At 71.6% G+C, this 24,255-nt stretch carries 19 protein-coding genes and 1 tRNA gene; 14 read left to right on the top strand and 6 right to left on the bottom strand.

Going from position 1 to position 24,255, the window contains the following annotated elements:
• Positions 1-32: 32 nt before the first annotated feature.
• Together ACGF3C_RS02565 and ACGF3C_RS02560 are read right to left on the bottom strand one after the other, a co-directional pair.
• The gene (locus ACGF3C_RS02565) at positions 33-242 is read right to left on the bottom strand and encodes a hypothetical protein (RefSeq protein ID WP_357223754.1); all 210 of its coding nucleotides are present in this window, start codon (positions 240-242) and stop codon (positions 33-35) included.
• A gap of 98 nt (positions 243-340) precedes the next feature.
• Positions 341-2,713, bottom strand: coding sequence for a DEAD/DEAH box helicase (locus tag ACGF3C_RS02560; protein ID WP_393219051.1), 2,373 nt, complete (start codon positions 2,711-2,713; stop codon positions 341-343).
• A 188-nt stretch (positions 2,714-2,901) separates the two neighbouring features.
• On the opposite strand from ACGF3C_RS02560, the gene ACGF3C_RS02555 reads away from it, so the two are divergent.
• From ACGF3C_RS02555 to topA, 6 genes are all read left to right on the top strand, one after another.
• Positions 2,902-3,258: an STAS domain-containing protein gene (locus ACGF3C_RS02555; protein WP_355004901.1), complete on the top strand. Its 357-nt coding sequence runs from the start codon at positions 2,902-2,904 to the stop codon at positions 3,256-3,258.
• Positions 3,255-3,692 carry an ATP-binding protein gene (locus tag ACGF3C_RS02550; protein WP_030334228.1) on the top strand — a complete coding sequence of 146 codons (438 nt, stop codon included), beginning with the start codon at positions 3,255-3,257 and terminating at the stop codon, positions 3,690-3,692. The genes ACGF3C_RS02555 and ACGF3C_RS02550 overlap by 4 nt, the downstream gene beginning before the upstream one ends.
• A 316-nt stretch (positions 3,693-4,008) precedes the next feature.
• On the top strand, positions 4,009-6,369 hold the full coding sequence (locus ACGF3C_RS02545; protein ID WP_357223760.1) for a sodium-translocating pyrophosphatase: 2,361 nt from the start codon (positions 4,009-4,011) through the stop codon (positions 6,367-6,369).
• Positions 6,370-6,471: 102 nt separating this feature from the next.
• A complete protein-coding gene (locus ACGF3C_RS02540) occupies positions 6,472-7,011 on the top strand; it encodes a hypothetical protein (protein ID WP_357198393.1) in 540 nt (179 codons plus the stop codon).
• On the top strand, positions 7,002-7,748 hold the full coding sequence (locus tag ACGF3C_RS02535) for a hypothetical protein (protein ID WP_357235306.1): 747 nt from the start codon (positions 7,002-7,004) through the stop codon (positions 7,746-7,748). Before ACGF3C_RS02540 ends, ACGF3C_RS02535 begins: the two co-directional genes overlap by 10 nt.
• A gap of 428 nt (positions 7,749-8,176) precedes the next feature.
• On the top strand, positions 8,177-11,017 hold the full coding sequence (gene topA / locus ACGF3C_RS02530) for a type I DNA topoisomerase (RefSeq protein WP_393218117.1): 2,841 nt from the start codon (positions 8,177-8,179) through the stop codon (positions 11,015-11,017).
• Positions 11,018-11,065: 48 nt separating this feature from the next.
• On the opposite strand, the gene ACGF3C_RS02525 is transcribed toward topA, so the two are convergent.
• A complete protein-coding gene (locus ACGF3C_RS02525) occupies positions 11,066-12,382 on the bottom strand; it encodes a D-arabinono-1,4-lactone oxidase (RefSeq protein WP_357231295.1) in 1,317 nt (438 codons plus the stop codon).
• Positions 12,383-12,608: 226 nt separating this feature from the next.
• Between ACGF3C_RS02525 and ACGF3C_RS02520 the strand changes: the two genes are divergently transcribed.
• Positions 12,609-13,214: a TetR family transcriptional regulator gene (locus ACGF3C_RS02520; protein ID WP_357231292.1), complete on the top strand. Its 606-nt coding sequence runs from the start codon at positions 12,609-12,611 to the stop codon at positions 13,212-13,214.
• A gap of 50 nt (positions 13,215-13,264) precedes the next feature.
• Here ACGF3C_RS02520 and ACGF3C_RS02515 read toward each other — a convergent pair whose 3' ends face one another.
• On the bottom strand, positions 13,265-14,470 hold the full coding sequence (locus ACGF3C_RS02515) for an amino acid deaminase/aldolase (RefSeq protein ID WP_393218114.1): 1,206 nt from the start codon (positions 14,468-14,470) through the stop codon (positions 13,265-13,267).
• Positions 14,471-14,777: 307 nt separating this feature from the next.
• Between ACGF3C_RS02515 and tmk the strand changes: the two genes are divergently transcribed.
• The 6 genes from tmk to ACGF3C_RS02485 all read left to right on the top strand — a co-directional run bounded on the left by tmk (position 14,778) and on the right by ACGF3C_RS02485 (position 20,792).
• Positions 14,778-16,877 (top strand): dTMP kinase, encoded by a 2,100-nt coding sequence (gene tmk, locus ACGF3C_RS02510; protein WP_357231301.1) that lies wholly within the window; start codon positions 14,778-14,780, stop codon positions 16,875-16,877.
• Complete coding sequence (locus ACGF3C_RS02505) at positions 16,877-18,136, top strand: DNA polymerase III subunit delta' (RefSeq protein ID WP_393218110.1); 1,260 nt, start codon at positions 16,877-16,879, stop codon at positions 18,134-18,136. The genes tmk and ACGF3C_RS02505 overlap by 1 nt, the downstream gene beginning before the upstream one ends.
• Positions 18,137-18,258: 122 nt before the next feature.
• Complete coding sequence (locus ACGF3C_RS02500; RefSeq protein WP_053659404.1) at positions 18,259-18,588, top strand: YbaB/EbfC family nucleoid-associated protein; 330 nt, start codon at positions 18,259-18,261, stop codon at positions 18,586-18,588.
• Between the two features lies 1 nt (position 18,589).
• A complete protein-coding gene (locus ACGF3C_RS02495) occupies positions 18,590-18,895 on the top strand; it encodes a type VII secretion target (RefSeq protein ID WP_112725261.1) in 306 nt (101 codons plus the stop codon).
• A complete protein-coding gene (locus ACGF3C_RS02490; RefSeq protein WP_357235045.1) occupies positions 18,895-19,575 on the top strand; it encodes a hypothetical protein in 681 nt (226 codons plus the stop codon). Before ACGF3C_RS02495 ends, ACGF3C_RS02490 begins: the two co-directional genes overlap by 1 nt.
• Before the next feature lie 377 nt (positions 19,576-19,952).
• Entirely contained in the window at positions 19,953-20,792 is an 840-nt protein-coding gene (locus tag ACGF3C_RS02485) for a regulatory iron-sulfur-containing complex subunit RicT (protein ID WP_357198373.1), read from the top strand.
• 157 nt (positions 20,793-20,949) lie between these two features.
• Here ACGF3C_RS02485 and ACGF3C_RS02480 read toward each other — a convergent pair whose 3' ends face one another.
• Positions 20,950-22,704 carry a metallophosphoesterase family protein gene (locus tag ACGF3C_RS02480; protein ID WP_393218105.1) on the bottom strand — a complete coding sequence of 585 codons (1,755 nt, stop codon included), beginning with the start codon at positions 22,702-22,704 and terminating at the stop codon, positions 20,950-20,952.
• Between the two features lie 144 nt (positions 22,705-22,848).
• Here ACGF3C_RS02480 and ACGF3C_RS02475 point away from each other — a divergent pair.
• Positions 22,849-22,922, top strand: a tRNA-Thr gene (locus tag ACGF3C_RS02475).
• Between the two features lie 93 nt (positions 22,923-23,015).
• Here the strand turns inward: ACGF3C_RS02475 and ACGF3C_RS02470 are convergent.
• Complete coding sequence (locus ACGF3C_RS02470; RefSeq protein WP_393218102.1) at positions 23,016-24,254, bottom strand: tyrosine-type recombinase/integrase; 1,239 nt, start codon at positions 24,252-24,254, stop codon at positions 23,016-23,018.
• Position 24,255 lies beyond the last annotated feature (1 nt).

The raw sequence follows: 24,255 nt of genomic DNA, 5'->3' as shown, positions 1-24,255 counted from the left end.
CTGGTGCCCTGGCAGGACCACTCCGAAAGACCTCAGCGACTGTCGACGGAGTTCGCGGCCCGCAGCGCCCAGGTGTTCAGCACCTGGTGGATGCCGCGCAGCCGCTCGTTGATCTGTTCCAGCCGTTCCGCCTGGGCCAGGGCGGCCAGTGCCGACCCCAGCGCGATCTGCTGGTCGAGGGTGAGATTGTCCTGGTCGATGGTGTAGAGCAGGTCGACGGTTTCGGCGATGGTGTCGGCCACGGCTTCTCCTCGGGCACGGGGGCGGTCGGCAACATGGGCATCGATGGAAGCGCTCCCATACCATTGTGCCCCGTGCCAAGCCGATTCATGCAAGCCGCTCAGTCCGGCAGGTTCGCCAACACCACGTCGAGCACCCGGATCGCGTCCGGCTTGGAGAGGGGATTGTTGCCGTTGCCGCATTTCGGTGACTGCACGCAGGACGGGCAGCCGGCCTCACAGCCGCACTCCGCGATCGCGTCCCGGGTGGCCCGCAGCCACGCCGCCGCCGTCCCGTACGCCCGCTCGGCGAACCCGGCTCCACCCGGATGCCCGTCGTAGACGAAGACGGTCGGCGCCTCGGTGTCGGGGTGCAGGGCGGTGGAGAGCCCGCCGATGTCCCACCGGTCGCAGGTGGCCATCAGCGGCAGCAGGCCGATCGCGGCGTGTTCGGCGGCGTGCAACGCACCCGGCACGTCGGCCGGCTGGACCCCGGCGAGGGCCAACGACTGCGGTGACAGGGTGAACCAGACCGCCACCGTGCGAAGCTCCCGGGTGGGCAGGTCCAGCGGCCGGGTGTCGATCACCTCGCCGGTGGCGATCCGCCGCCGTTGGTACGACACCACCTGACTGGTCACATCCACCTCACCGAGGAACATGCCCACCGGGCCGGCGTCCACGTAGGAGCGCACCGACACCACCGACAGGTCGGTGACGTCGCGGGCGTGAGTGGACCAGTCCGGTTCCTCGGCGCGTACCAGCGCGCAACCGTCGGCCAGGTCAAGCTGGTCGACCACGTACGAGACACCCTGGTGCAGATAGACCGCGCCGGAATGCAGCAGGAAGTGCGACGAGCCGCCGTCGACAGTGCCGAGCAGCCGGCCGGTCGACGACTCCACCACCGCGACCGGGGCACCGCCCTCGCCGCGCAGGTCCACCTCTGGCCGCTCGCGGTGCCGCCAGTACCAACCGGTGGGCCGCTGCCGCAGCGCCCCCGCCGCGACCAGCTCGTCGACCGCCTCCTTCGCCCCCTCGCCGAAGAGCGCCAGGTCGGCAGGTGTGAGCGGTGCCTCCACCGCGGCGCAGGCCAGCTGCGGTGCCAGCACGTACGGGTTGGCCGGGTCGAGCACAGTCGCCTCCACCGGCGCGCCGAAGATCGCCTCCGGGTGGTGCACCAGGTAGGTGTCCAGGGGATCGTCCCGGGCCACCAGCACCGCGAGGGCCTCCTGCCCGGAACGGCCGGCGCGGCCCGCCTGCTGCCACAGCGACGCCCGGGTGCCCGGGTAGCCGCAGATCAGCACCGCGTCGAGCCCGACCAGGTCCACGCCCAGCTCCAGCGCGTTGGTGGAGGCCAGGCCGAGCAGGTCGCCGTGCAGCAGCGCCCGTTCCAGCTCGCGCCGCTCCTCCCGCAGGTAGCCACCCCGGTAGGCGGCCACCCGGTCGCCGAGCCCCGGAACCGCGTCGTCCAGCGCTCGACGCGCGTTGGTGGCCACCACCTCCGCGCCCTTGCGGGAGCGGACGAAGGCGAGGGTGCGTACCCCCTCGGCGACCGTGTCGGCGAGCAGGTCCGCGGTCTCGCGCAGCGCCGACCGGCGGACCTGGTGGAGCTCGTCGTGTTCGCCCGTCGCCTGCGGCGGCACCGGGGTGGAGGCCGACGAGTCGGGTGGCAGCAGCGGCGGTTCCCAGAGCGCGAAGGTGACCCCGCCGCGGGGGGAGGCGTCCTCGGTGACCGCCGTCACCGGCAGCCCGGTGAGACGCCCGGCCGCGGTGGCCGGGTCACCGGACGTCGCCGAGGCGAGCACGAACACCGGGGTGGCCCCGAACCGGGCGCACTGCCGGCGCAGCCGACGCAGCACGTGCGCGACGTGCGAGCCGAACACGCCCCGGTACGTGTGGCACTCGTCGATCACCACGTACGCGAGTCGGCGCAGGAAGCCGGACCACTGGGCGTGCCCGGGCAGGATGCCGTGGTGCAGCATGTCCGGGTTGGTCAGCACGAACCGGGAGTGCCGCCGGATCCACTCCCGCTCGGTGCGCGGAGTGTCCCCGTCGTAGCAGGCGGGGCGTACCCCTTCCAGCTCCAGCGCGGAGACGGCGCGCAACTGGTCCGCGGCGAGGGCCTTGGTCGGTGCCAGGTAGAGCACCGTGGCCCGGGGGTCGGCGAGCAGGGTGGCCAGGGCGGGCAGTTGGTACGCCAGTGACTTGCCGGACGCGGTGCCGGTGGCGACGACAACGTGCTGGCCCTCGTACGCCAGGTTGGCAGCCTCGGCCTGGTGCTGCCACGGCGCGACCACGCCGCGTCGGGTGAACGCCGCGCGCAGCTCCGCCGATGCCCACGGCGGCCACGGCGCGGGCACCCCGGCGCGGGCCGGCACCCGCTCGACGTGGGTGACCGGGTCGGCGGCGCCTCGGGCGCGTAGCCGGCGCAGCAGGTCGGCGGGCGCTGGCCCGGTCCCGGGACCAGCGGATACGGTGGCCGCGGACGACGACTCCAGGTCGTGGCGCGGCGTGCCGCGCGCGGAGCTGAAGTCGTTGGAGGTCACGCCCTGCACTCTCGCACTGGTGTTCGGAGATGAAAAGTCGGACACCGGGGTAAGGGGAAGCCTCCGCTGGCGTCCGCAGGCCGCCCCGGCGGTAGTGGTTAGATGCCCACGAGAGTTTACGGCTCTGGCGAGGAGGACCGATGGAGCTGTCACTGGCGACCCGCACCGTGGGCGAGCACACGGTGCTCGAGGTCGGTGGTGAGGTGGACGTCTACACCGCGCCCCGGCTCCGTGAGCGACTCCTCGAACTGATCGACGGTGGCGCCCGTCACGTGGTGGTGGACCTCGGTCGGGTGGACTTCCTCGACTCGACCGGGCTGGGCGTGCTGGTCGGCGCGCTCAAGCGGCTCCGCTCGGCCAGCGGTTCGTTCGCGCTGGTCTGCGACAAGGAGCCGCTGCTCAAGATCTTCCGGATCACCGCGCTGGACCAGGTGTTTCCGCTGCACCCGACGGTCGACGCGGCGGTCAGCGCCGACTCGGCGGGCGCCGACGCGTGATGGCGACAGTCAAGCTCTCCTTCTCGCCCGCTCCGGTGCACGTGCGCACCGCCCGCCTGGTCGGCGTCGCCGTCGCCCGGCGGGCCGGGGTGCGGGAGGACCTGCTGGACGAGGTGCGCCTGGCCATCGGTGAGGCGTGCACCCGCGCGGTGGCCCTGCACCGGCAGTACGGCCTGGCCGACCCGGTGCTGGTCGAGATGTCCGACGGTGGCTCGTACGCCGTGCGGGTGGTGGACCGGGCGCCGATCGAGGCGGGTATCGGTCTGACCGCGCTGCCGCCCGACGAGCTGGCCAACGAGTCGCTGACCGATGAGGCGCTCACCACCGGCGTCGGCTTCGCGCTGCTCGCCGGTTTCGTCGAGGACCTCCAGGTGCGCCCGGTCGACGAGGGCATCGGCACCGAGGTGCGGATGGTGTGGCCGGTCGGCCGCTGACCACTTCCGCTGCGTAGGCCGCGTCCCCTGCTGGGGATGCGGCCTTCTCTGCATGGATCGGGCCCTATATCAGATTTCGTTTCATAACACAGCGACGAAGATCATCGCGACACGGTGCCACCTGGGTGTGACCTCCAACACTGTGGAGGGCTACAGTACCCGGGTTGTCAGCAAGTGACCTATCCCGCAGCCAGCGGGTATGGGTGTTCATCGCTGGTCCGCTGGTGGGTTGGCGCGCGCTTGCGAGTCCGCATCCAGGCGTCGGTCAGTGCGTCTCCACTCACCGGCGCGATTGTTCGGTAACAGGAGGACACAGATGTCCGAGACCTTGGCCGCCGACGGCGGCGGGCTTTCCCTTACCGGAAGCAATGTCACCTACGTCGTCATCGCCGCGGTTGTCGCGCTGGTGGCACTTGGTTTCGCTGCCGCCCTGACGAAAACGGTGCTGGCCGCTGGCAAGGGCACCGAGAAAATGCAGGAGATCTCGGGGGCCGTCCAGGAGGGCGCCTCGGCCTACCTGCTCCGACAGTTCCGCACCCTGGCGATCTTCGTGGTCATCGCCGTCGTGCTGCTCTTCCTGCTTCCGGTGCACGACACCGACGGCAGTGAGCTCGCGGTGAAGCTCGGCCGGTCACTCTTCTTCGTGGTGGGCGCCCTGTTCAGCGCGTTCATCGGCGGCGCCGGCATGTGGCTGGCCACCAGAGCCAACCTGCGGGTGGCCGCCGCCGCGAGGGAGCGGGCAGGCGGCCGCGAGGCGGCCATGAAGATCGCGTTCCGGACCGGTGGTGTCGTCGGCTTCTTCACCGTCGGCCTCGGCCTCTTCGGTGCCGCGCTGGTCGTCCTGATCTACCGGGGTGACGCGCCCACCGTGCTGGAGGGCTTCGGCTTCGGCGCCGCGCTGCTCGCGATGTTCATGCGGGTCGGCGGCGGCATCTTCACCAAGGCCGCCGACGTCGGCGCCGACCTGGTCGGCAAGGTCGAGCAGGGCATCCCCGAGGACGACCCGCGCAACGCCGCAACCATCGCCGACAACGTGGGCGACAACGTCGGTGACTGCGCCGGCATGGCTGCCGACCTGTTCGAGTCGTACGCGGTCACGCTGGTCGCCGCGCTGATCCTCGGCCGCGCCGCGTTCGGCGAGGAGGGCCTGGTCTTCCCGCTGATCATCTCCACCATCGGCGTGCTGATCGCCATCGTCGGCGTCTTCATCACCCGGCTGCGTGCGACCGACCGCAACGCCCTGACCGCGATCAACCGGGCCTTCTACCTGTCGGCTGTGCTCTCCGCGGTGCTGGTGGCTGTCGCCGCCTTCGCGTACCTCCCGGCGACGTTCGGCGAGTTCGACAGCGGGCTCACCGACGCGCCTGGCAACCCCCGGCTGGTCGCCATCGGCGCGGTCGTGATCGGCATCGTGCTGGCAGCCGCGATCCAGGCGCTGACCGGCTACTTCACCGAGACCAACCGGCGACCGGTGCAGGACATCGGCAAGAGCTCGCAGACCGGTGCCGCAACCGTCATCCTGGCCGGCATCAGCATCGGTCTGGAGTCGGCGGTCTACTCGGCGCTCCTGATCGGCGCCGGCGTCTTCGGGGCGTTCCTCCTCGGCGGCAGCTCCATCACGCTGTCGCTGTTCGCGGTGGCGCTGGCCGGCACCGGCCTGCTCACCACTGTCGGCGTGATCGTCGCGATGGACACCTTCGGGCCGATCTCCGACAACGCCCAGGGCATCGCCGAGATGTCCGGTGACCTCGACGAGCACGGCGCTCGCACGCTCACCGAGCTGGACGCCGTCGGCAACACCACCAAGGCGATCACCAAGGGCATCGCGATCGCCACGGCGGTCCTCGCGGCGACCGCGCTGTTCGGCTCCTACACCGACTCGCTCCGCAGCGCGTACGAGGACGCTGGCGTGGGCGACGTCGGTACGGAGATCCTCAACTCGCTGAACGTGGCGAACCCGCGCAACCTGGTCGGCCTGATCATCGGCGCGGCGGTGGTCTTCCTCTTCTCCGGGCTGGCCATCAACGCGGTGTCCCGCTCGGCCGGTGCCGTGGTGATGGAGGTCCGCCGGCAGTTCCGTGAGCTGCCCGGCATCATGGACGGCACCCAGCGCCCGGAGTACGGCAAGGTCGTCGACATCTGCACCCGGGACGCGCAGCGCGAGCTGATGACCCCCGGCCTGCTCGCCATCCTGGCGCCGATCGCTGTCGGCTTCGGCCTCGGGCCCGGCGCGCTCGCCGCGTACCTGGCCGGTGCGATCGGTGCCGGCACCCTGATGGCGGTGTTCCTGTCCAACTCCGGTGGGGCCTGGGACAACGCCAAGAAGCTGGTCGAGGACGGCGCGTACGGGGGCAAGGGCTCCGAGGCGCACTCCGCCACGGTCATCGGCGACACCGTCGGCGACCCGTTCAAGGACACCGCCGGCCCGGCGATCAACCCGCTGATCAAGGTGATGAACCTGGTCTCGCTGCTGATCGCGCCCGCCGTGGTGGCCTGGAGCGTCGGCGACGACCGCAACGTCGGCCTGCGGGTCGGCATCGCACTGGTCGCGACGCTGATCATCGTGGCGTCGGTGGTGTTCAGCAAGCGCAAGGGCATCGCGATGTCCGACTCGGACGCCGACGGCAACGCCGGCGCGGGCAGCACCGACCACCGCCCGGAGACGGTCAACGCCTGATCCAGGAACGGCCCGGGTCCCCGGTCGACGTGGCTTGTCGACCGGGGACCCCGGCCGTCCGGCCCGATGCCACACCTGGCCAAAGGCCGTACGCTGCAACGCATGCGTACGTGCCGGGCGTCTGCCGCCGGAAAGCTCACGGTGGTCCTGGCCACGATCGTCGTTCTGGCCGGCTGCGGCGGCGGCCCCAGCCCACGGGCCTGGGCGGCCTCGGTCTGTGGCGCCCTCACCCCATGGCGCTCCGAGATCAACAAGTTGACCAGCAGCACCGACGAGCAGATGACCGCGCAGACCACGCCGGCGCAGGCCAAGGAGAACCTGGTGCGGCTCTTCGACGGGGCGGAGCAGGCCAGCGAGGCCGCGCGCAGCAAGGTGGAGAAGGCGGGCATCCCGGAGGCGGAGAACGGCGAGGCCATCTCCGCGGGTTTCCGCAGCTCCCTGGGGAAGATGCGGGACGCGTACGGCCGTGCCCGGGACACCATCGACGGCCTGGGCACCGGCGAGCCGACGGCCTTCTACGACGGCGTGCGGGCCGCCGTGGAGACCCTCAACAAGGAGTACGACGCCGGCGCGCTGGATACCAGCAAGCTCAACTCCGAGGAGTTGAAACAGGCATTCGACGAGGTGCCGGAGTGTCGCTGAGCGGGCTCGGTGACACCGGGAAGGCACAGCCGCCCCCGGCGCTGTTCCCCGCGCCCGAGTCCGACACGCCCACTCCCGGGCGACGCCGTGGCGGCGCGCCGCAGGACCGCCCGTCGCCGGGCGGCCCGGTTCGGAACGGCCCGCCCCAGACGGACGACGCGGGCCGGCAACTTGTCTTCTTCGGCGCGGATGCGGCCGAACCGACCGTCGCCGACCTGGCCGGGCTGCTCGCCGGGCCGGCCGAGGTGGTCCGGATGGGCGGCACCGCCCGGCTCTCGGTGCAGGTGGACGCCGCCTGGCGGGTGCACGTGCTCGTCGCCGAGCTGGCGTCGAGGGGGCTGGCGGCGAGCTGGGAGCCGACCGAGGGCGCGCGACACGCCGTTCGTACGTCGTACACCCGGATCTTGAAGCCGCTGGCGGCCGCCTGGCTGCACGGTACGACGAAGCGTCCGCCGGCCGCGTTCCACCTGACCGGTCGGCGGTTGCGGCTGTGGCTGGCCGCCGCCGGGACGCCGGAGCCTCCGGACTGCTTCCTGTTGCGGCTGGGCGTCGACGACCAGGAGTGTTGGGAGCCGATCGGCGTGGCGCTCGCCTCGGCGGGGCTGGCCGGGGCGCTGCTCGGCCCGGGTGAGGGCGGCCCGGCGTACCGGATCACCGGCCGCCGCCGGTTGGCGCGGCTCGCCGAACTGGTCGGCGGGCCGCCGCCCGCCACACCACCCGAAGCCTGGCCAACCTGATCCACCCCTCATCGTGTCGATCATGGAGTTGTGGTGTGCGGGATGTATTGCTCGTCCGGGGCTAAAACGCCCACCATAAGTCCATGATCGACCCGGTTGGGCGGCGGCTTGAGACGGTGTGGCCGGGTGTCTGGTGCCGGACAGACGGCGGGTCGATCCAGGCGGAAAACGGGCGGGTCGTGGGCCCGCCATCGTCACAGTGACCCGCTTCGAGCCCTACCCACGGTGTACGGTGGCGCCGTCCGGCAGTGCCGAGCGTGGCGCAGTGGCGTCGACAGCCGCGTCGAAGCGGATTGCGGCCCGCGAAACCCGAAACGCGGGCGGCGCGTTACGTTGGACATCCGGACCGCCGGTGCGACGGCGGGGTCGAAAGCGGTCGCTGTCCGGGCGCCGGCAGGCCACGAGCAGGAGTGAGGTCGGGGAGAGACGTGCCGAGCAACGCTGGAACCACCCGTCTGGTCATCGTCGAGTCACCGGCGAAGGCCAAGACGATCTCGGGCTACCTCGGCCCGGGGTACGTCGTGGAGGCCAGCTTCGGTCACGTCCGCGACCTGCCACGCAACGCCGCCGACGTGCCGGCCAAGCACAAGAAGGAGCCCTGGGCCCGGCTCGGGGTGGACGTCGACAACGGCTTCCAGGCGCTCTACGTCGTCTCCGCCGACCGTAAGCAGCAGATCAGCAAGCTGGTGAAGCTGGCAAAGGAAGTCGACGAGATCTTCCTGGCGACGGATGAGGACCGTGAGGGCGAGGCCATCGCCTGGCACCTGGTCGAGACGCTCAAGCCCAAGGTCCCGGTCAAGCGGATGGTCTTCCACGAGATCACCAAGCCGGCGATCCAGGCGGCGGTGGCCAACCCGCGGGAGATCGACCGCGATCTGGTGGACGCCCAGGAGGCGCGCCGGATCCTCGACCGCCTGTACGGCTACGAGGTCTCGCCGGTGCTGTGGAAGAAGGTCATGCCACGGCTCTCGGCGGGCCGGGTGCAGTCCGTGGCGACCCGCATCGTGGTCGAGCGGGAGCGGCAGCGGATGGCCTTCCGCACCGCCGAATACTGGGACATCCTGGCCAGCCTCGCGGTGGCCGACGCCGGTGAGGGCCCGCGTGCCTTCAACGCCACCCTGATCGCTCTCAACGGCGACCGGATCGCCACCGGTAAGGACTTCGAGCCGACCACCGGTCGCGTCCGGGCCGGCGCTGGCGTCGTGCACCTCGACGAGGGCGGCGCCCGGGGTCTAGCGGCCCGACTGGAGGGGCGGCCGTTCACCGTCACCCGGGTGGAGGAGAAGCCCTACCGCCGTCGCCCGTACGCGCCGTTCATCACCTCGACCCTCCAGCAGGAGGCGGCCCGCAAGCTGCGCCTGTCCTCGCAGCAGACGATGCGTACCGCGCAGCGCCTGTACGAGAACGGCTACATCACCTATATGCGTACCGACTCGGTCAACCTGTCGGAGACCGCCATCTCGGCGGCCCGCCGACAGATCGTCGAGCTGTACGGCGAGCGCAGCGTTCCGCCGGAGCCGCGCCGCTACACCGGCAAGGTGAAGAACGCGCAGGAGGCGCACGAGGCGATCCGCCCGGCGGGGGACAACTTCCGTACCCCGGGTGAGGTGGCCAAGGAGCTGTCCGCCGAGGAGTTCAAGCTCTACGAGCTGATCTGGCGGCGCACCATCGCCTCGCAGATGACCGACGCTGTCGGCTCCAGCGTGTCGGTGCGCATCCGGGCGGTCTCCACCTCGCAGGAGGAAGCCGACTTCGGCGCGACCGGCAAGACCATCACCGACCCGGGCTTCCTGCGCGCCTACGTCGAGTCGAGCGACGACGAGAACGCCGAGGCCGAGGACGCCGAGCGTCGGCTGCCCACCCTGGTCAAGGACCAGCGGTTGACCGCCGACGAGTTGGCCGCGCAGGGCCACCACACCCAGCCGCCGTCGCGCTACACCGAAGCGTCGCTGGTCAAGGCCCTGGAAGAGCTGGGCATCGGCCGCCCGTCCACCTACGCGTCGATCATGCAGACGATCCAGGACCGGGGGTACGTCACCAAGCGCGGCCAGGCGATGATCCCGACCTTCCTGGCCTTCGCGGTGATCGGGCTGATGGAGCGGCACTACCCCCGCCTGATCGACTACGACTTCACCGCCACGATGGAGAACGAGCTGGACGAGATCGCCGGCGGTGACCACGCGGCGGTCGACTTCCTCACGGCGTTCTACTTCGGCAGCTCCAACGGTGCCGGCGACCAGGACATCGCTCGTTCCGGCGGGCTCAAGAAGCTGGTCACCGAGAACCTCAACGACATCGACGCCCGCAGCGTCAACTCCATCCCGCTCTTCACCGACGACGACGGTCGCGAGGTCGTCGTGCGGGTCGGCCGCTACGGGCCGTACCTGCAACGGGAGCTGCCCGGCGGCGAGCAGCCGGCACCGGCCGCGGCTTCGGGTGAGGGCGAGGAGGGCGGCACCCAGGGTGACCGGGCGCCGATCCCCGAGGGCCTGGCCCCGGACGAGCTGACACCGGAGAAGGTGCACGAGCTGTTCCTGGGCGGCAGCGGCGAGCGCAAGCTCGGCGACGACCCCGGCACCGGCGAGCCGATCGTGCTCAAGTCCGGCCGGTTCGGCCCGTACGTGTCCAGCGGCGAGCGGAAGTCCTCGCTGCTGCGTACGCAGACCCCGGACTCGCTGACCCTGGAGGAGGCGCTCAAGCTGCTCAGCCTTCCCCGGCTGATCGGTGTCGCGCCGGACGGCGTCGAGATCTTCGCGAACAACGGTCGCTACGGCCCGTACGTCAAGCGGGGCGAGGAGTTCCGTTCGCTGGAGTCCGAGGACCAGATGTTCACCGTCGGTCTGGACGAGGCGCTGGCTCTGCTGGCCGCCCCGAAGGCCCGTGGACGGCGAGCCGCGGCACCGCCGCTGCGCGAGATGGGCGTGGACCCGGCGACCGAGAAGCCGTTGGTGATCAAGGACGGCCGGTTCGGTCCGTACGTGACCGACGGGGAGTTCAACGCGTCGCTGCGGCGCGGGCAGACGCCGGAGGCGCTGACCATCGAGGAAGCGTCCGAGATGCTGGCCGAGAAGCGGGCCAAGGGTCCGGCGCCGCGGAAGAAGGCGGCGGCGAAGAAGGCGCCCGCGAAGAAGGCGACGGCCACCAAGAAGACGGCCGCCGCCAGCAAGTCCACGGCCGCGAAGAAGACCACCACTGCCAAGGCGACGGCGGCGAAGAAGGCTCCGGCGAAGAAGGCCGCCCCGCGCAAGGCCGCCTCCAACACCGACTGACCACGCCTCGGGTCACCTGATCGTCACGCGTCGGTCCGACGTGAGCCGTCAGACCCCGAGGACGTGCTTCAGGTGGGGGTTGGCGAAGACGCGGTGTGGGTCGAGCCGGTCGCGGACGGCCTGGAAGTCCGCGAATCGGGGGTACGCGGTGGCCAGCGAGGCGGCGTCGCGGTAGTGCAACTTGCCCCAGTGCGGGCGACCGCCCAGCCCGGCGGCCACCTGCTCGAAGGCCCGGAAGTACGGCTCGTACGGCATGCCGACGTACTGGTGCACGGCGATGTAGGCGTTGTCCCGGCCGTAGCCGTGTGACAGCCAGATGTCGTCGGCGGCGGTGAATCGCACCTCCACCGGAAAGAGCACCTTGAACGGCAGGCCGTCCACGATCCGCTGGAGCGCGGCGAGCGCTTCGGGCAACGCCTCCCGGGGCAGGCCGTACTCCATCTCCACGAAGCGGACCCGGCGCGAGGTGCAGAAGACCCGGTCGGAGCGTCCGGTGTACTGCCGTTCGCTGAGGGCGCGGACGGACACCGCGCTGATCCCCGGGGCCAGCGCGGGCACGGCCCGGCCGAGTCGGCAGGCGCCGGCGAAGACCCGGTTGGGCAGGAAGTCGTCGTCCAACCAGCCGCGCCAGCGGGACAGCGGCCGGTCGTTGGCGGGTACCCGGTCATTGGCCTTGACCTGGACCCGGGCCGTGTACGGGAACCAGTAGAACTCGACATGGTCGTGTCGGCCGATCAGCTCGGGTAGTTCGCCGAGCACGTCGGCCAGTTCGGCCGGTCGTTCGTGGGCGCGCAGGACGAAGGCGTCCACGCAACGCAGGGTCACCTCCACCAGGACGCCGAGCGCGCCGAGCGACACCCGGGCGGCGGCGAGGACGTCGGGATGCTCGTCGGCGGAGCAGCGCAGCACCTCGCCGGTGCCGGTGACCAGTGTGATGGCCTCGACGAAGGTGGAGAGGCACCCGTAGCCGGCTCCGGTGCCGTGGGTGCCGGTGGAGATCGCCCCGGCGACGGTCTGCGCGTCGATGTCGCCGAGGTTGGGCAGCGCGAGGCCGTGCCGGGCGAGCAGGCCGTTGAGCGTGTGCAGGGTCATGCCCGCCGGCACGGTGACCAGTCGGTGTGCGACGTCCACGCTGACGGTGGTGTCCAGGTCGGACAGGTCCATCCGACGGTCGTCGGCGAGCGCGACGGCGGTGAACGAGTGGCCGCTGCCCGTCACCCGGATCCGGCCGCCGTCGTCGGCGGCAGATCTGACGGCTTCTACGACGTCGGTCGGCGAGCCGGGGCGCAGGATCGCGCTGGCGCTGCCACGCTGGTTCCCGGCCCAGTTGGACCATCCAGCCCCGAGCGGTGCGGTGCGGACCATGCGCGCTCCTCATTCATGAATATGAACTGACTTCATATCAGGAACGTTCTAGCTGGTAAATACCGCAATTGCGATCCGCTCGTTGTACCGGTAGTCACGGACTCGTGACGTGGAGATATGTTCATCCGTCGAAGGGGGGTGGCGCAGAGTGTCCACACCAGCCGCCACGACCGGGCCGCTGCGCCGCGTACCGGTGCAAGGTCGAAGTGTCGCGCGGGTACAGCGCATGTTGGATGCCTGCGCCGAACTCGTCGACGAGGTGGGGTACGAGGGGCTGACCACCACCCTGCTCGCCGAGCGGGCCGAGGTGGCGATCGGGTCGGTCTACCAGTTCTTTCCGGACAAGCGAGCCATCGTGCAGGCGTTGACCCTGCGGACCATGGAGTCCTACCTCCAGCGCCTCGACGAGCGGTTCGCCTCCGACGAGATGACTCACTGGTGGGACGGCGTCGACGCGGGCATCGACGAGTACATCACGATGCACCGCACCGTCCCCGGCTTCCGTACCCTGCACTTCGGCGACGTGGTCGACCTGCACCTGCTCGACGAGCAGCGGGACAACAACGGCGTGATCGCCGACCAGTTGGCCCGGGTGCTCACCGAGCGTTTCGGGCTTACCGACGTGCCCAAGCTGCGCTTCGTGCTGGAGATCGCCGTCGAGGCGGCGGACGCGCTGATCAAGCTCGCGTTCCGTCGGAAGTCCGACGGTGACGAGCGGGTGCTGCTGGAGGCGAAGGCGTTGATCCGGGAGTACCTGCACCGCCAGGTCGACGGCCCGGACAGCGGCCGGTCCGCAGTCGGCAAGCAGGCCGAGGCGCCCCAACCCGCCTGAGTCGGCGTGGGGCGCCGGCCCCGGCCGGCGGTGGGGGCGGTTGTCCGATCTCAGAGGAAGGCCTGCCCCTCACCCCGGTAGGTGGGGACGGTCGCCACGACCGTGTCGCCCTCGATCAGGTGCAGCTCGTTGACCCGTTCACACAGCTCACCCGCCTTGGCGTGCCGGAACCACACCCGGTCGCCGACGCGCAGCCCGGCTGCCGCCGCTCCGGACAGCGGAGTCTGCACCTCGCCGGCGCCCTCGGCGCCGACCAGCTTCAGCCCTGCCGGTAGCCACGGCCGGGGCAGTCGACTGTCGGCGGCCGGGCCGGAGGCGATCCAGCCACCGCCGAGCACCGTCGCCAGCTCCGGCGTCGGTCGGCGGACCACGGCGCAGGCGAAGAACGCCGCCGGGGTGGGCCGCCAGGCGCGGTACGCGTCGAACAGCGTCGGCCCGTACAGGCCCGATCCCGCGGTGATCTCGGTTACCGCGGGATCGGCGCTGGTCGCGGCCATGCTGCCGGTGCCGCCGCCGTTGACGAACTCCAGGTCGGCGTGCTCGCGTACCGCGGCGACCGCCGCGCCACGGCGGGCCAGCAACTCACGGTACGACCCGCGCTGGGCCAGCCTGATCGCGCCCGCCAGCAGCGTCTTGCCCGGCGGCGCGTCACCCAGGCCGGCGATCTGCGCCTCGTACGACATCAGCCCGACCAGCCGGAAGCCGGGCCGACGGGCGACGGCGGCGGCGAGCGCGCCGGCCGCCCGGGCGCTGTGCACCGGTGAGCGGCGGACGCCGACGTGCACCCCGCGCAGCGGTCGCCAGGAGGCGTCCAGATCCAGGCAGAGCCGTAGCACGGCGCGCTGCCCCGGGGCCTTGATGGCGTCGATGAGGTCGAGTTGGCCGGCGCTGTCGATCATCAGGGTGATCGCGGCGGCGAGTGTCTGGTCGGCGCCCAGCTCGGCGAGGGCGGCCCGGTCGGCGCTCGGGTACGCGACCAGCACGTCGTCGCTGACGCCGGCGCGGACCAACCAGATCGCCTCGGGCAGTGTGAAGGCCATCACGCCCTGCCAGTCGGGCCGGGCGAGGGCTCGACTGATCAATTCCCGGCTGCGGACCGACTTGCTGGCGAGCCGGACCGGTTTTCCCGCGGCGCGGTCGGCCAGGGCGGCCGAATTGGCGTCGAAGGCGGTGAGGTCGACCACCGCGTACGGGGGGTCGAGGTGGGCAGTCGCCCGATCCAGGCGCTCGCGAAGTTTGTCGCTTTCGATGGCCACGTGTGCACGCTAACTGTCTGACGGAAAATGCGAAATACCCTCGCGTACGTCCGGGCTGCGGTCGGTACCTCCGGCGGCCTAGGCTCAGCGAGCAGGAGAATGTCGCCCGGGGGGTGGCCCCCACCGGGTCTAGAGTGTTGCACCGGAGGTGCCCAGCGATGGGCCGGCACGTGGAGGTACGGCCATCGAAAGCCAGAACAGCGGCGAGTCGCCCGGCGTGTCGCGCTCGGGTGACCAGTCGGGCAACGCCGCCACGCAGCCCAACGGCGGTCAGGTTGATCCGTCCGGTTATGCCGCGATCCGGTCCGTGCTGCGCATCCGGCCGTTCCGCCGGCTCTGGATCGTGCTTGGCGCGGCCTCCTTCGGTGACTGGCTCGGCCTGCTGGCCACCGCCCTCTTCGCCGCCTCGCAGGTGCAGGGCAGCACCGCCCAGGGCGCCGCGTTCGGCGGGGTCACCGCGATCCGGCTGCTACCCGCGCTGGTGCTCGGCCCGGTGGCCGGCGTCTTCGCCGACCGGTTCGACCGACGCTGGACGATGGTCATCTGCGACCTGCTGCGCTTCGTGCTCTTCGCGTCCATTCCGCTCTACGCCCTCAGTGGGGCCGCAGGCGGCCTGGTGGTCGGCTGGGCGCTGATCGCCACCTTCCTGATCGAGTCGCTCACCCTGCTCTGGATTCCGGCCAAGGAGGCCGCGGTCCCGAACCTGATCCCGCGGGCCCGGCTGGAAGCGGCCAACCAGCTCACCCTGATCACCACCTACGGCCTCACCCCGGTCGCCGCCGCCATCGGCCTCGCCGTGCTCGACCGTGGCGTCCGTGGTGCCGTCGGCGGCGACCTGCCCTCCTGGGCCGAGCCGGCCCAGCTCGCACTCTGGTTCAACGCCTTCTCCCGGCTCGCCACCGCACTGGTGGTGGCGTTCGGGATCAAGGAGATCAGCGAGGCGCAACGCGGCGAGGCGGAGCGTGCCGAGCAGAGCATGTTCCGGCAGTTCTCCGAGGGCTGGAAGTACATCGGCCAGACCCCGCTCGTCCGCGGCCTGGTGCTGGGCATCTTCGGCGCGTTCGCCGGCGGCGGCATCGTGGTCGGTACCGCCAAGTTCTTCGCCAACTCACTGGGCGCCGGTGATGCCGCGTTCTCGCTGCTCTTCGGCGCGATCTTCGTCGGCCTGGCGCTCGGCATCGGGCTCGGCCCGATGGTCGTCAAGGAGATGTCCCGGCGTCGCTGGTTCGGCATGAGCATCGTGCTGGCCAGCGCCGCGGTGATGACCCTCGCCTTCGCCATCCACCTGTCCATGGCGATCGTCGGCGCGGTGCTGGTCGGCGCCGGTGCCGGGATGGCCTTCCTGGCCGGCACCACGCTGCTGGGCGGGGAGGTGGCCGACGAGGTGCGCGGCCGGGTCTTCGCGGTGGTGCAGATCGGCACCCGACTGGTGCTGATCCTGGCCATCGGGCTGAGCAGCGTGTTGGTCGGCGTCGGTGGCTCGCGCAAGCTGGAGATCGCCGACCTCGGCATCTCCGTCTCCTCCACCCGACTGCTGCTGCTCGCCGCCGGTGCCGCCGGCATCTTCGCCGGGATCAGCGCGTTCGGCCAGATGGACGACAAGAAGGGCGTTCCGGTCCTCGCCGACCTGTGGGGCTCCATCCGGGGCCGTCCGCTGATGCCCGCCGAGCCGTTCGTCTCCGCCGGGCTCTTCGTGGTCTTCGAGGGCGGCGAGGGCGCGGGGAAGTCCACCCAGCTGGCCGCGCTCTCCGAGCGGCTGCGCGGTCACGGCCGAGAAGTAGTGGTCACCCGCGAGCCGGGGGCCACCGGCGTCGGCCGGCGAATCCGGTCGCTGGTGCTGGACACCTCCGGCGACGACGCGCCCTCCCCCCGGGCCGAGGCGCTGCTCTACGCCGCCGACCGGGCGCACCACGTGGCCACCGTCGTCCGGCCCGCGCTGGTTCGGGGCGGCGTGGTGATCAGTGACCGGTACGTCGACTCGTCCCTGGCGTACCAGGGCGCCGGCCGGACACTGCCCGTCGACGAGGTCTCCTGGCTCTCCTCCTGGGCCACCGGTGGGCTCAAGCCCGACCTGGTGGTGCTGCTGGACGTCGAACCGCGCACCGGTCTGTCCCGGGTGGCCTCGCGCAACACCGGCACCGACCGGCTGGAGGCCGAGTCGGTCGCCTTCCACGAGCGCGTCCGGTACGCGTTCCTCGACCTCGCCGCCGCCGACCCGAAGCGCTATCTGGTGCTCGACGCGTCCCGGCCGGCCGACGAGATCACCGGGCTGGTGGTCCGGCGGGTCGAGGAGATGCTCGGCAAGCCGGGTGGCATCGTGCACCCGCGACCGGCGCAGGGCCCGGACACCTCGGTGCAACCTGAGTTATCCGACGCGGAGCTGGTGACGATGGAGCACAAGACCTGATGCCGGACGTCTTCGCCGACCTGGTCGGCCAGGACGAGGCGGTGGTCGAGCTGCGGCGCGCCGCCGCGGCGGCCGCCGCCGTCCTGCGTGCTGGCGCAGCCGCGTTGGTCACCGCCGGCCCAGCCGGCGGTGACGGGTCCGCGGCCGACGACGCAGTGACCGGCGTGGACCCGTCCGCCGGGATGACGCACGCCTGGATCTTCACTGGGCCTCCCGGTTCCGGCCGCTCGGTCGCCGCGCGCGCGTTCGCCGCCGCACTCCAGTGCGTGCACGGCACCGGCTGCGGTGAGTGCCCCGGCTGCCACACCACAATGGGTGCCACCAACGCCGACGTGCGGATGGTGGTGCCGGAAGGGCTCTCCATCGGCGTCGGTGAGATGCGCGCCCTGGTGCTCCGCGCGGCCAGCACCCCTTCCGGCGGGCGCTGGCAGGTGGTGATCATCGAGGACGCCGACCGGCTCACCGAGGCCGCCGGCAACGCGCTGCTCAAGGCGATCGAGGAACCACCGCCGCGGACGGTCTTCCTGCTCTGCGCCCCGTCCACCCACCCGGACGACATCTCGGTGACCATCCGGTCGCGCTGCCGGGTCGTACCCCTGCGGCAGCCGCCGGCCGCCGCGGTGGCCGAGGTGCTGGTTCGTCGGGACGGCATCGCGCCCGACGTGGCGCAGTGGGCGGCGTCGGCCGCGCAGGGTCACGTAGGCCGGGCCCGCCGACTGGCCCGCGACCCGGAGGCCCGCAAACGACGCGAGGCGGTGCTCGCGGTACCCCGCCGGTTGACCGGTGTCGGCGCGGCGTTCGACGCGGCGTCCGCACTGATCGAGGCCGCCGAAGCGGAGGCCGAGGCGTCGGTCACCGAGGCCGACACGACCGAGCGGGCGGCACTGGAGACCGCGCTCGGCGCGGGCGGCACCGGCCGCGGCGCGGCCGGCGCCCTGCGAGGCGCTGCCGGGCAGCTCAAGGAGCTGGAGAAGCGGCAGAAGTCCCGGGCCACCCGGGCCCAGCGGGACGCACTGGACCGGGCGCTGGTCGACCTCGCGGGCTTCTACCGGGACGCGCTCACCATGGCGCTGCGCGCACCCGTCGCCCCGGTGCACACCGACACGGCCGCGCTCGCCGGTGCTGGCGCGCAGAAGTGGGACGCCGACGGGGCGCTGCGCCGGCTGGAGGCCGTGCTCGCCTGCCGTGCGGCGATCGAGGCGAACGTCAAGCCGCGGATCGCGGTCGAGGCGATGATGCTCGCCCTCTGGAAGGGCTGACCCGCACTTCCCGGCCGTTGTCCACAGGCATCGACAGGCCCGATTGCGGTGCGGTACGGTCCCTGTGCCGTGGTGACGGTGGCACCACACTGAGTGATGAATCACCCGGGAGGAGTCGGCCGATGCCGCGGGGGGAGATCGACGAGGCCTGGATCGAGGAAGCGGTGCGACGCTACCGCCGGATCGAGTCCCTCCAGGCCGAGTTCGACCAGGCGGTGTCGACCGTCGAAGTGACTGTCCGCTCGCCGGACGGCCTGGTCGAGGTGGTGGTCACCGCCGGTGGACGGATCACCGACGTCCGGTTCCTCGGGCCGCTGCACAGCCGCAGCCCGCGCGACGTTGCCGGTTCCGTGCAGGCTGCTGTCACCGCGGCGGCCGACGCCGCCGAATGGGCCCGGGAAAAGCTGCACAACGAGACGTTCGCCGCCTACCGACCGCTCGCGGGGGCCTGAGATGGACACACTGCGCGCGCTCTCCGCCCGACTGGACGAGGCGAGCGCCACGCTCACCGTCGTTTCGCACACCGTCACCGCCAGCGATCCGGCCCAGGCCGCGTTCGGCGCCGACGCACCGGGCCGCCCGGGCGAGATCGGTCGGGCGCTGCACCGGCAGTGGACCACCGCCACCGACGACCGGGCCCGGGAGGCCCGCGCAGCGGCCGGTCGACTGGCCGCCGCCGCGGCTGCCGTGCGGGAGGCCGCCGACCGCTACGCCGAGGTCGACCGGGCGGCCCGCCGCCGGCTCACCGGGGAACCGTGATGGACGCGCTGGACCGGCTCGCCGAGCCCGGCCTCGACCTGCTCCGCCGGGTGGACAGACTGATCGCGGCCGGTGTCCCCGAGGGGCACCGGGTCTGGCCGCTCCTGCGCCGCATGCAGGTGCTGCCGGGCGACGCGGTCCGCGGCTTCCTCGACCTGCACCCCGTGCCGCTCGCCAGTGCCGGCCACGCGGTGCGCCGGCTCGTCCGGGGGTACGACGACGTCTCCGCCGCGCTCACCGACCCGGTGCTCTGGTCCGGTCCGGCCGCCACGGCGTACGGGCAACAGCGGGCGGCGCTGCTGCGCCACCTCGACGAGGGGCCGGACAGCCTGGTCGGGCGACTCGAATCCACCGCCGGTTACGCCGACGCCCTCGCCGACTGGGTGGAGGGCAGCCGACTCGCGCTGGCCCGCACGTTGGCCGACGTGCTCCGCTCGGCCGAAGCGGTCGCCGTGGTCGCCGCCACCGCCACCGGTGCGTCGACCCGCCCCGGGCCGGTCGGGCCCGGTGTGGCCGACGCCGCCGAGATCGCCGCGCGGGTGCTGGCGGTGCTCTGCGTCGCGTACGACGGTGCGGAGACGCTGCTGCGTCAGTGGGGGCCGAGCCTGGCCGAGACCGCGTGGCGTCCGCCAACGGACGGGCGTCCCCACTACGACCAGCCCACCCGGGTCGGCTGGTAGCTGAGCCCGGCCCTCCGGCCGTGGCCGCGTCGCCCCGCCATTCGGTCTTCCGGCCGTGGTCGCGTCGCTCCGCCTCTCGGCCTCCGACCGTGACCGTTCTGCCTCGGACAGGCCACGGCGTCGCTCGCGGGCGCCTGACCTGAAGCCGGCGCCCACGGCGACGCCGTGGTCTTCCCCCTGCACCCCCCGCAGGTCTGCCTCCACTCAACGCCGCCGAGGCACGTCTTGTCTCCTGCCCGGCCCCGGATTCAACCGTCCGGGCGAGCAGCAATGGCACGACGGGACGCCAGGCAATAGGTCGAGTCGACGGTCATGAATGGCAGCGGGGCGTAGCCGGCCGGTGCGCCTTGCGCCGTGACCCGTCGTAGGGTGGGGGGATGGGCATGCTCTGCGCGGTCAGCTTCAACCGGTACGGGCGGCTCTACTACCTCGACCCGGGCGAGTTGCGTCCGCAGGTGGGCGACCGGGTGCTGGTGCCCACCGATGACGGGCCCGAGGTGGCGGAGTGCGTGTGGGCCGCGCAGTGGGTGACCGAGGAGACCGACGGCTTCCCCCGCCTGGTCGGGTTGGCCGGCGACGACGACCTCCGCCGGGACGAGGCGTTGCGTCGCCGCAAGGCCGAGGCCAAGGTGGCCGCGAAACGGCTGATTCGCTCGCACGGCCTGCCGATGAAGGTGGTGGCGGTCGACCATGTGCTCGGCTCCGCCGAGAGCGGCGGTGAGCGCAGCACCGTCTACTTCACCGCCCCGCACCGGGTGGACTTCCGGTCCCTCGTCCGCGACCTGGGCGCGACCCTGCACTGTCGGGTGGAGCTGCGTCAGCTCTCCGCCCGCGACTCCGCGCGGGTGCAGGGCGGCATCGGCTCCTGCGGTCGGGACCTGTGCTGCGCCACGTTCCTCACCGACTTCGAGCCGGTGACCATCCGGATGGCGAAGGACCAGGACCTGCCGCTCAACCCGCTGCGCATCTCCGGCGCGTGCGGGCGGCTGATGTGCTGCCTCAAGTACGAGCACCCGCTGTACCAGCGCTTTCAGGAGACCGCCCCGGCGGTCGGCAGTCGGGTCTCCACCCCAGAGGGTGACGGCCGGGTCGTCGGCCACAGCGTCCCGCGTGACGCGGTGACCGTACGCCTGGACGCCGACGGCTCGCGCTCCATGTGCTCCCGCGCCGACGTCTGCGGCTCCCGCCAAGCCCACAACCAGCAATACACCCCCTAACCCACCCCCACCCCCACCCCCACCCCCACCCCCACCCGCGAACCGCCGTCACCCCACCCGCGTTGATCATGAAGTTATTGCCCCGACACGCCGCGCTAGGTGGCAATAACTTCATGATCAACGCGTGTGGGGCGGTGTGGGGTTGGGGTGGGGGGGGTTAGCGCAGGACTGTGGGGGGTTCGGTCAGGCGGGGGGTCAGGGGGGACTTGGGGGTCAACCAACTCTGGGTGGGGGACTGGTCGGGGTTCACCTGCCAGTCGCGGGAGACCCGGTCCACCCCCAGCGGGTAGATGGTCAACGTGCCGTCCGGGTCGATGCGCAGACGCAGGAACGACTTCGAGTCCTCGATGCCCTGGCCGGCGAAGAGTTCGTTGACGTTCACTCCGAACGAGCCCGCCACCAGCAGGTACGCCGCCACCAGTTGGCTGGCGACCAGTCCGATCACCGGGCCGTAGAGCACCGCTGCGGCGACCGCCGGCAGCGGCCACGGCCAGTCGTAGAACGGCAGCGCCAACCAGACCCAGGTGCCGGCCGCAGCCAAGGCCACCTGCGCCACGCCGTGGCCGACGCCGAGGATCCAGTGCCGCGCGTGGCGTTTGCCGCTCGCGCTCGGCGGCTTGGCGAACAGGGCCGCCGCGATCACCGTCACGAGCACCATCACCACCAGCGGGACGCTGAACAGCCGCTGGTCCGTGCTGTCGGCCCAGTTCGCCGTCGCACCGGCCATCGCCAGCATCAGCAGGGTGTGCAGGGTGCCGAGCAACGTGGTGAAGCCGGGATTGCGCAACGGCAACCGGGGGAAGATGCCCCAGCCGTAGCGGCGCGACCGCGCCGCGTCCGGGTACCGGGCCACCAGGTCGTACGGCTGGGCGGTGCTGGCCTTGCGGGTCAGCGTGTCCCGCGGTGGCACCTCGATGCGCTCCGGCAGCTTGTGCGTGGGGTAGAGGTACGCGCCGCCCCCACCGCAGGTGATCAGCTGCCGGTCGGCCCCCGAGTAGCGGGCGTAGTGGTGCAGGTCGCCCGAGAGCAACAGCCGCACCCGCGCCCCGGTCGGATCGATGATCGTGCGGATGAAGTAGTCGATCGAGTCGTACGCGGTGGGGTCGTCGGCGGCCTTGACCCAGGTCGGTGCCGGTGCCGCGATGATCACCTTGGACTCCGGCCCGAGCCGGCGGGCCACCTCGTCGAAGTAGGCCAGCTGCGGGTCGTCCAGGTACGAGCCGGACTGGTCGTCCACGCCGAGCAACCACCAGTCGGCCGGCAACTCCACGGCGAAGTACGACCGGGACTGCCCGGTGCCCCAACCCGCGAAGTTGCGGTCCCGGGAGCGGACGAACAGCCGCAGGAACGCGGTGAGGCCGTCGTACCAGTCATGGTTGCCCGGCACCGCGAAGAGCGTCGGCTTCTCGGCTGGCGCCACCGGAAGGGCAGCCTGGTAGGGGCCCTTGCACCGGTCCTCGTACGCGGCGTAGGCCGCCGACGGGTACACCTGGTCTCCGCCCATCACCAGCGTCTGCGCCCGGGGCAGGCGGTGCCCGTCGACGGTCAGCTCGGGCTGCGCCAGCAGGTACGCCACCGAGTAGGTGGCGTTGAAGCCGTCGCCGAGGTCGGCCACGTAGTCGAGCCACAGCCCGCCGTCCGGCCCGACCTGGCGGAAGACGCCGTCGCCGAACGCGTTCTGCAACTCGCGCTTGTCGAGGTACGCCCCGAAGAGCACCGCCAGCAGCGTCCGGATGCCGGTGCTGATCAGCAAAAACGGCGCCAGCCACGGCACCGGTTTGCGCGGCGTGAAGCCCAACTCCAGCGGGTCGGTGCTACGCGGCCGGTGGGCGGCGCGTTCACCGGCCGGCGCATGGTCAGGGCGTTCGGCGGGCTCGTCCTGACGTTCGGGGTGGTCGCGTTCGTCGCTCACCCGCCGCAGCGTAGTCCCGGACCCGATCATCCGCTGTCCGGTAATCGTCCAGATGGCAGCCGATGTCCGGTTGGTGCTGGCCGGCGCGGCAGGGGTATCCCGTTCGGTCGGTGGCGCCGGGGTGCCGTACACTTGCTGATCGTTGCCGCCTTAGCTCAGTCGGCTAGAGCGACGCACTCGTAATGCGTAGGTCGACGGTTCGATTCCGTCAGGCGGCTCGGTAAGAAAAGGGCCTCTGGCCTCGGGTGGAAGCCCGGGAGCCAGAGGCCCTTTTCTATGCCCGCACGATCAACAGTGTAGATCGAGGTGTACTACCCCTCGTCTTCGTCGCCGTCCTCGTCACCGTCGGCGACGTCATCGCCCATGAGCAGGGTGCCCATACGGTCAGTGGCCTCACGGGTCAGCTCGTCGACGACCTTCGCGTACCCCTGCGTGGTCCGAATGTCGGTGTGCCCCAGGATCACCTTCACCACCTGCAAGTCGACGCCCTGGGCCACCATCAGCGTCGCCGCCGTGTGCCGGGCGTCGTGCAGCCGCACCTTCTTCACGCCGGCGGCAGCCAGCAGGTCCACCCACGCCTGGTAGTCCTGGCGCGGATCCAGCGGCCGACCGTCGTTCTGGGCGAACACGTAGTCGCCGTCCTGCCACCACTCGGCCGCAGCCTCCTTCTCGGCGAGCTGCGCCCTGCGGTGCCGCCTCAGCTTCGCCGCCAGCGGCTTCGGGATCGGCAGCGTCCGCTCGCTTTTGCCCTTCGGGTCGACCAGGACCAGGCCGCCGGCTGACCGCTTCGGACAGTCCGCCCCGCGCTTCTTCCCGCAGGTGCCGTCGCAGCCGTGCTCGTAGATCCGGCGCCGCAGCTGCTTGGGGATCTCCATCTGCCCGGTCTTCAGATCGACGTGCGCCCACCGCAGGCCGAGCGCCTCACCCTGACGCAGGCCGAGCGCGAGGGCGACCGACCACCGGGCCGCGTTGCGCACCTCTGCCGTCACGGCGAGCACCTTCATCGCCTCGACCTCGGTCAGGAACGCCATCTTCGGCGACTTCCCCGACGGGGCGTCGATCAGCTTCGCCACGTTGCGGGCCACCAGGCCGCGCCTCAGCGCGATCTCCAACGCCCGGGTCATGATCCGGTGCACCTTGAGGGCGTGCGACGACGCCTTGCCTTGCCGCTCCATCGCCAGGTACATCGCATCGAGCTGCTCCGGCTTCAGCTTGTCCAGCCGGGTCCGACCCAGGTGCGGGTAGATCCAGTTACGGCACTTCGACCGGTAGTCGTACAGGGTGGCCGGGTTGCAGCGGCGCGGCGCGACGTCGGTCAGGTATGTCTCCATCCACGACTCGACCGTCTGCGCCCGTCCCGCCTTCGTGACGGCACCGGAGCGGCGTTGCGCGAGCAGCTCGTCGACGCGGGCGACCGTCTCATCCTTGGTCCGGCGCCGGACGTGGCGCTGGTCGGCGCGGCCGTTGGGCTTCGTGCCGACGGTGACGTACGCGTGCCACCACCCGTCGTCGCCCTGCTTGATCGTGGGGTAGGGGAGACGGGGTGACATC

Source organism: Micromonospora sp. NPDC047762, assembly GCF_043204655.1.
Taxonomy (GTDB): Bacteria; Actinomycetota; Actinomycetes; order Mycobacteriales; family Micromonosporaceae; genus Micromonospora.
The sequence above is the reverse complement of the archived record's forward strand: the minus strand, read 5'-3'. Positions and strand labels throughout refer to the sequence as shown.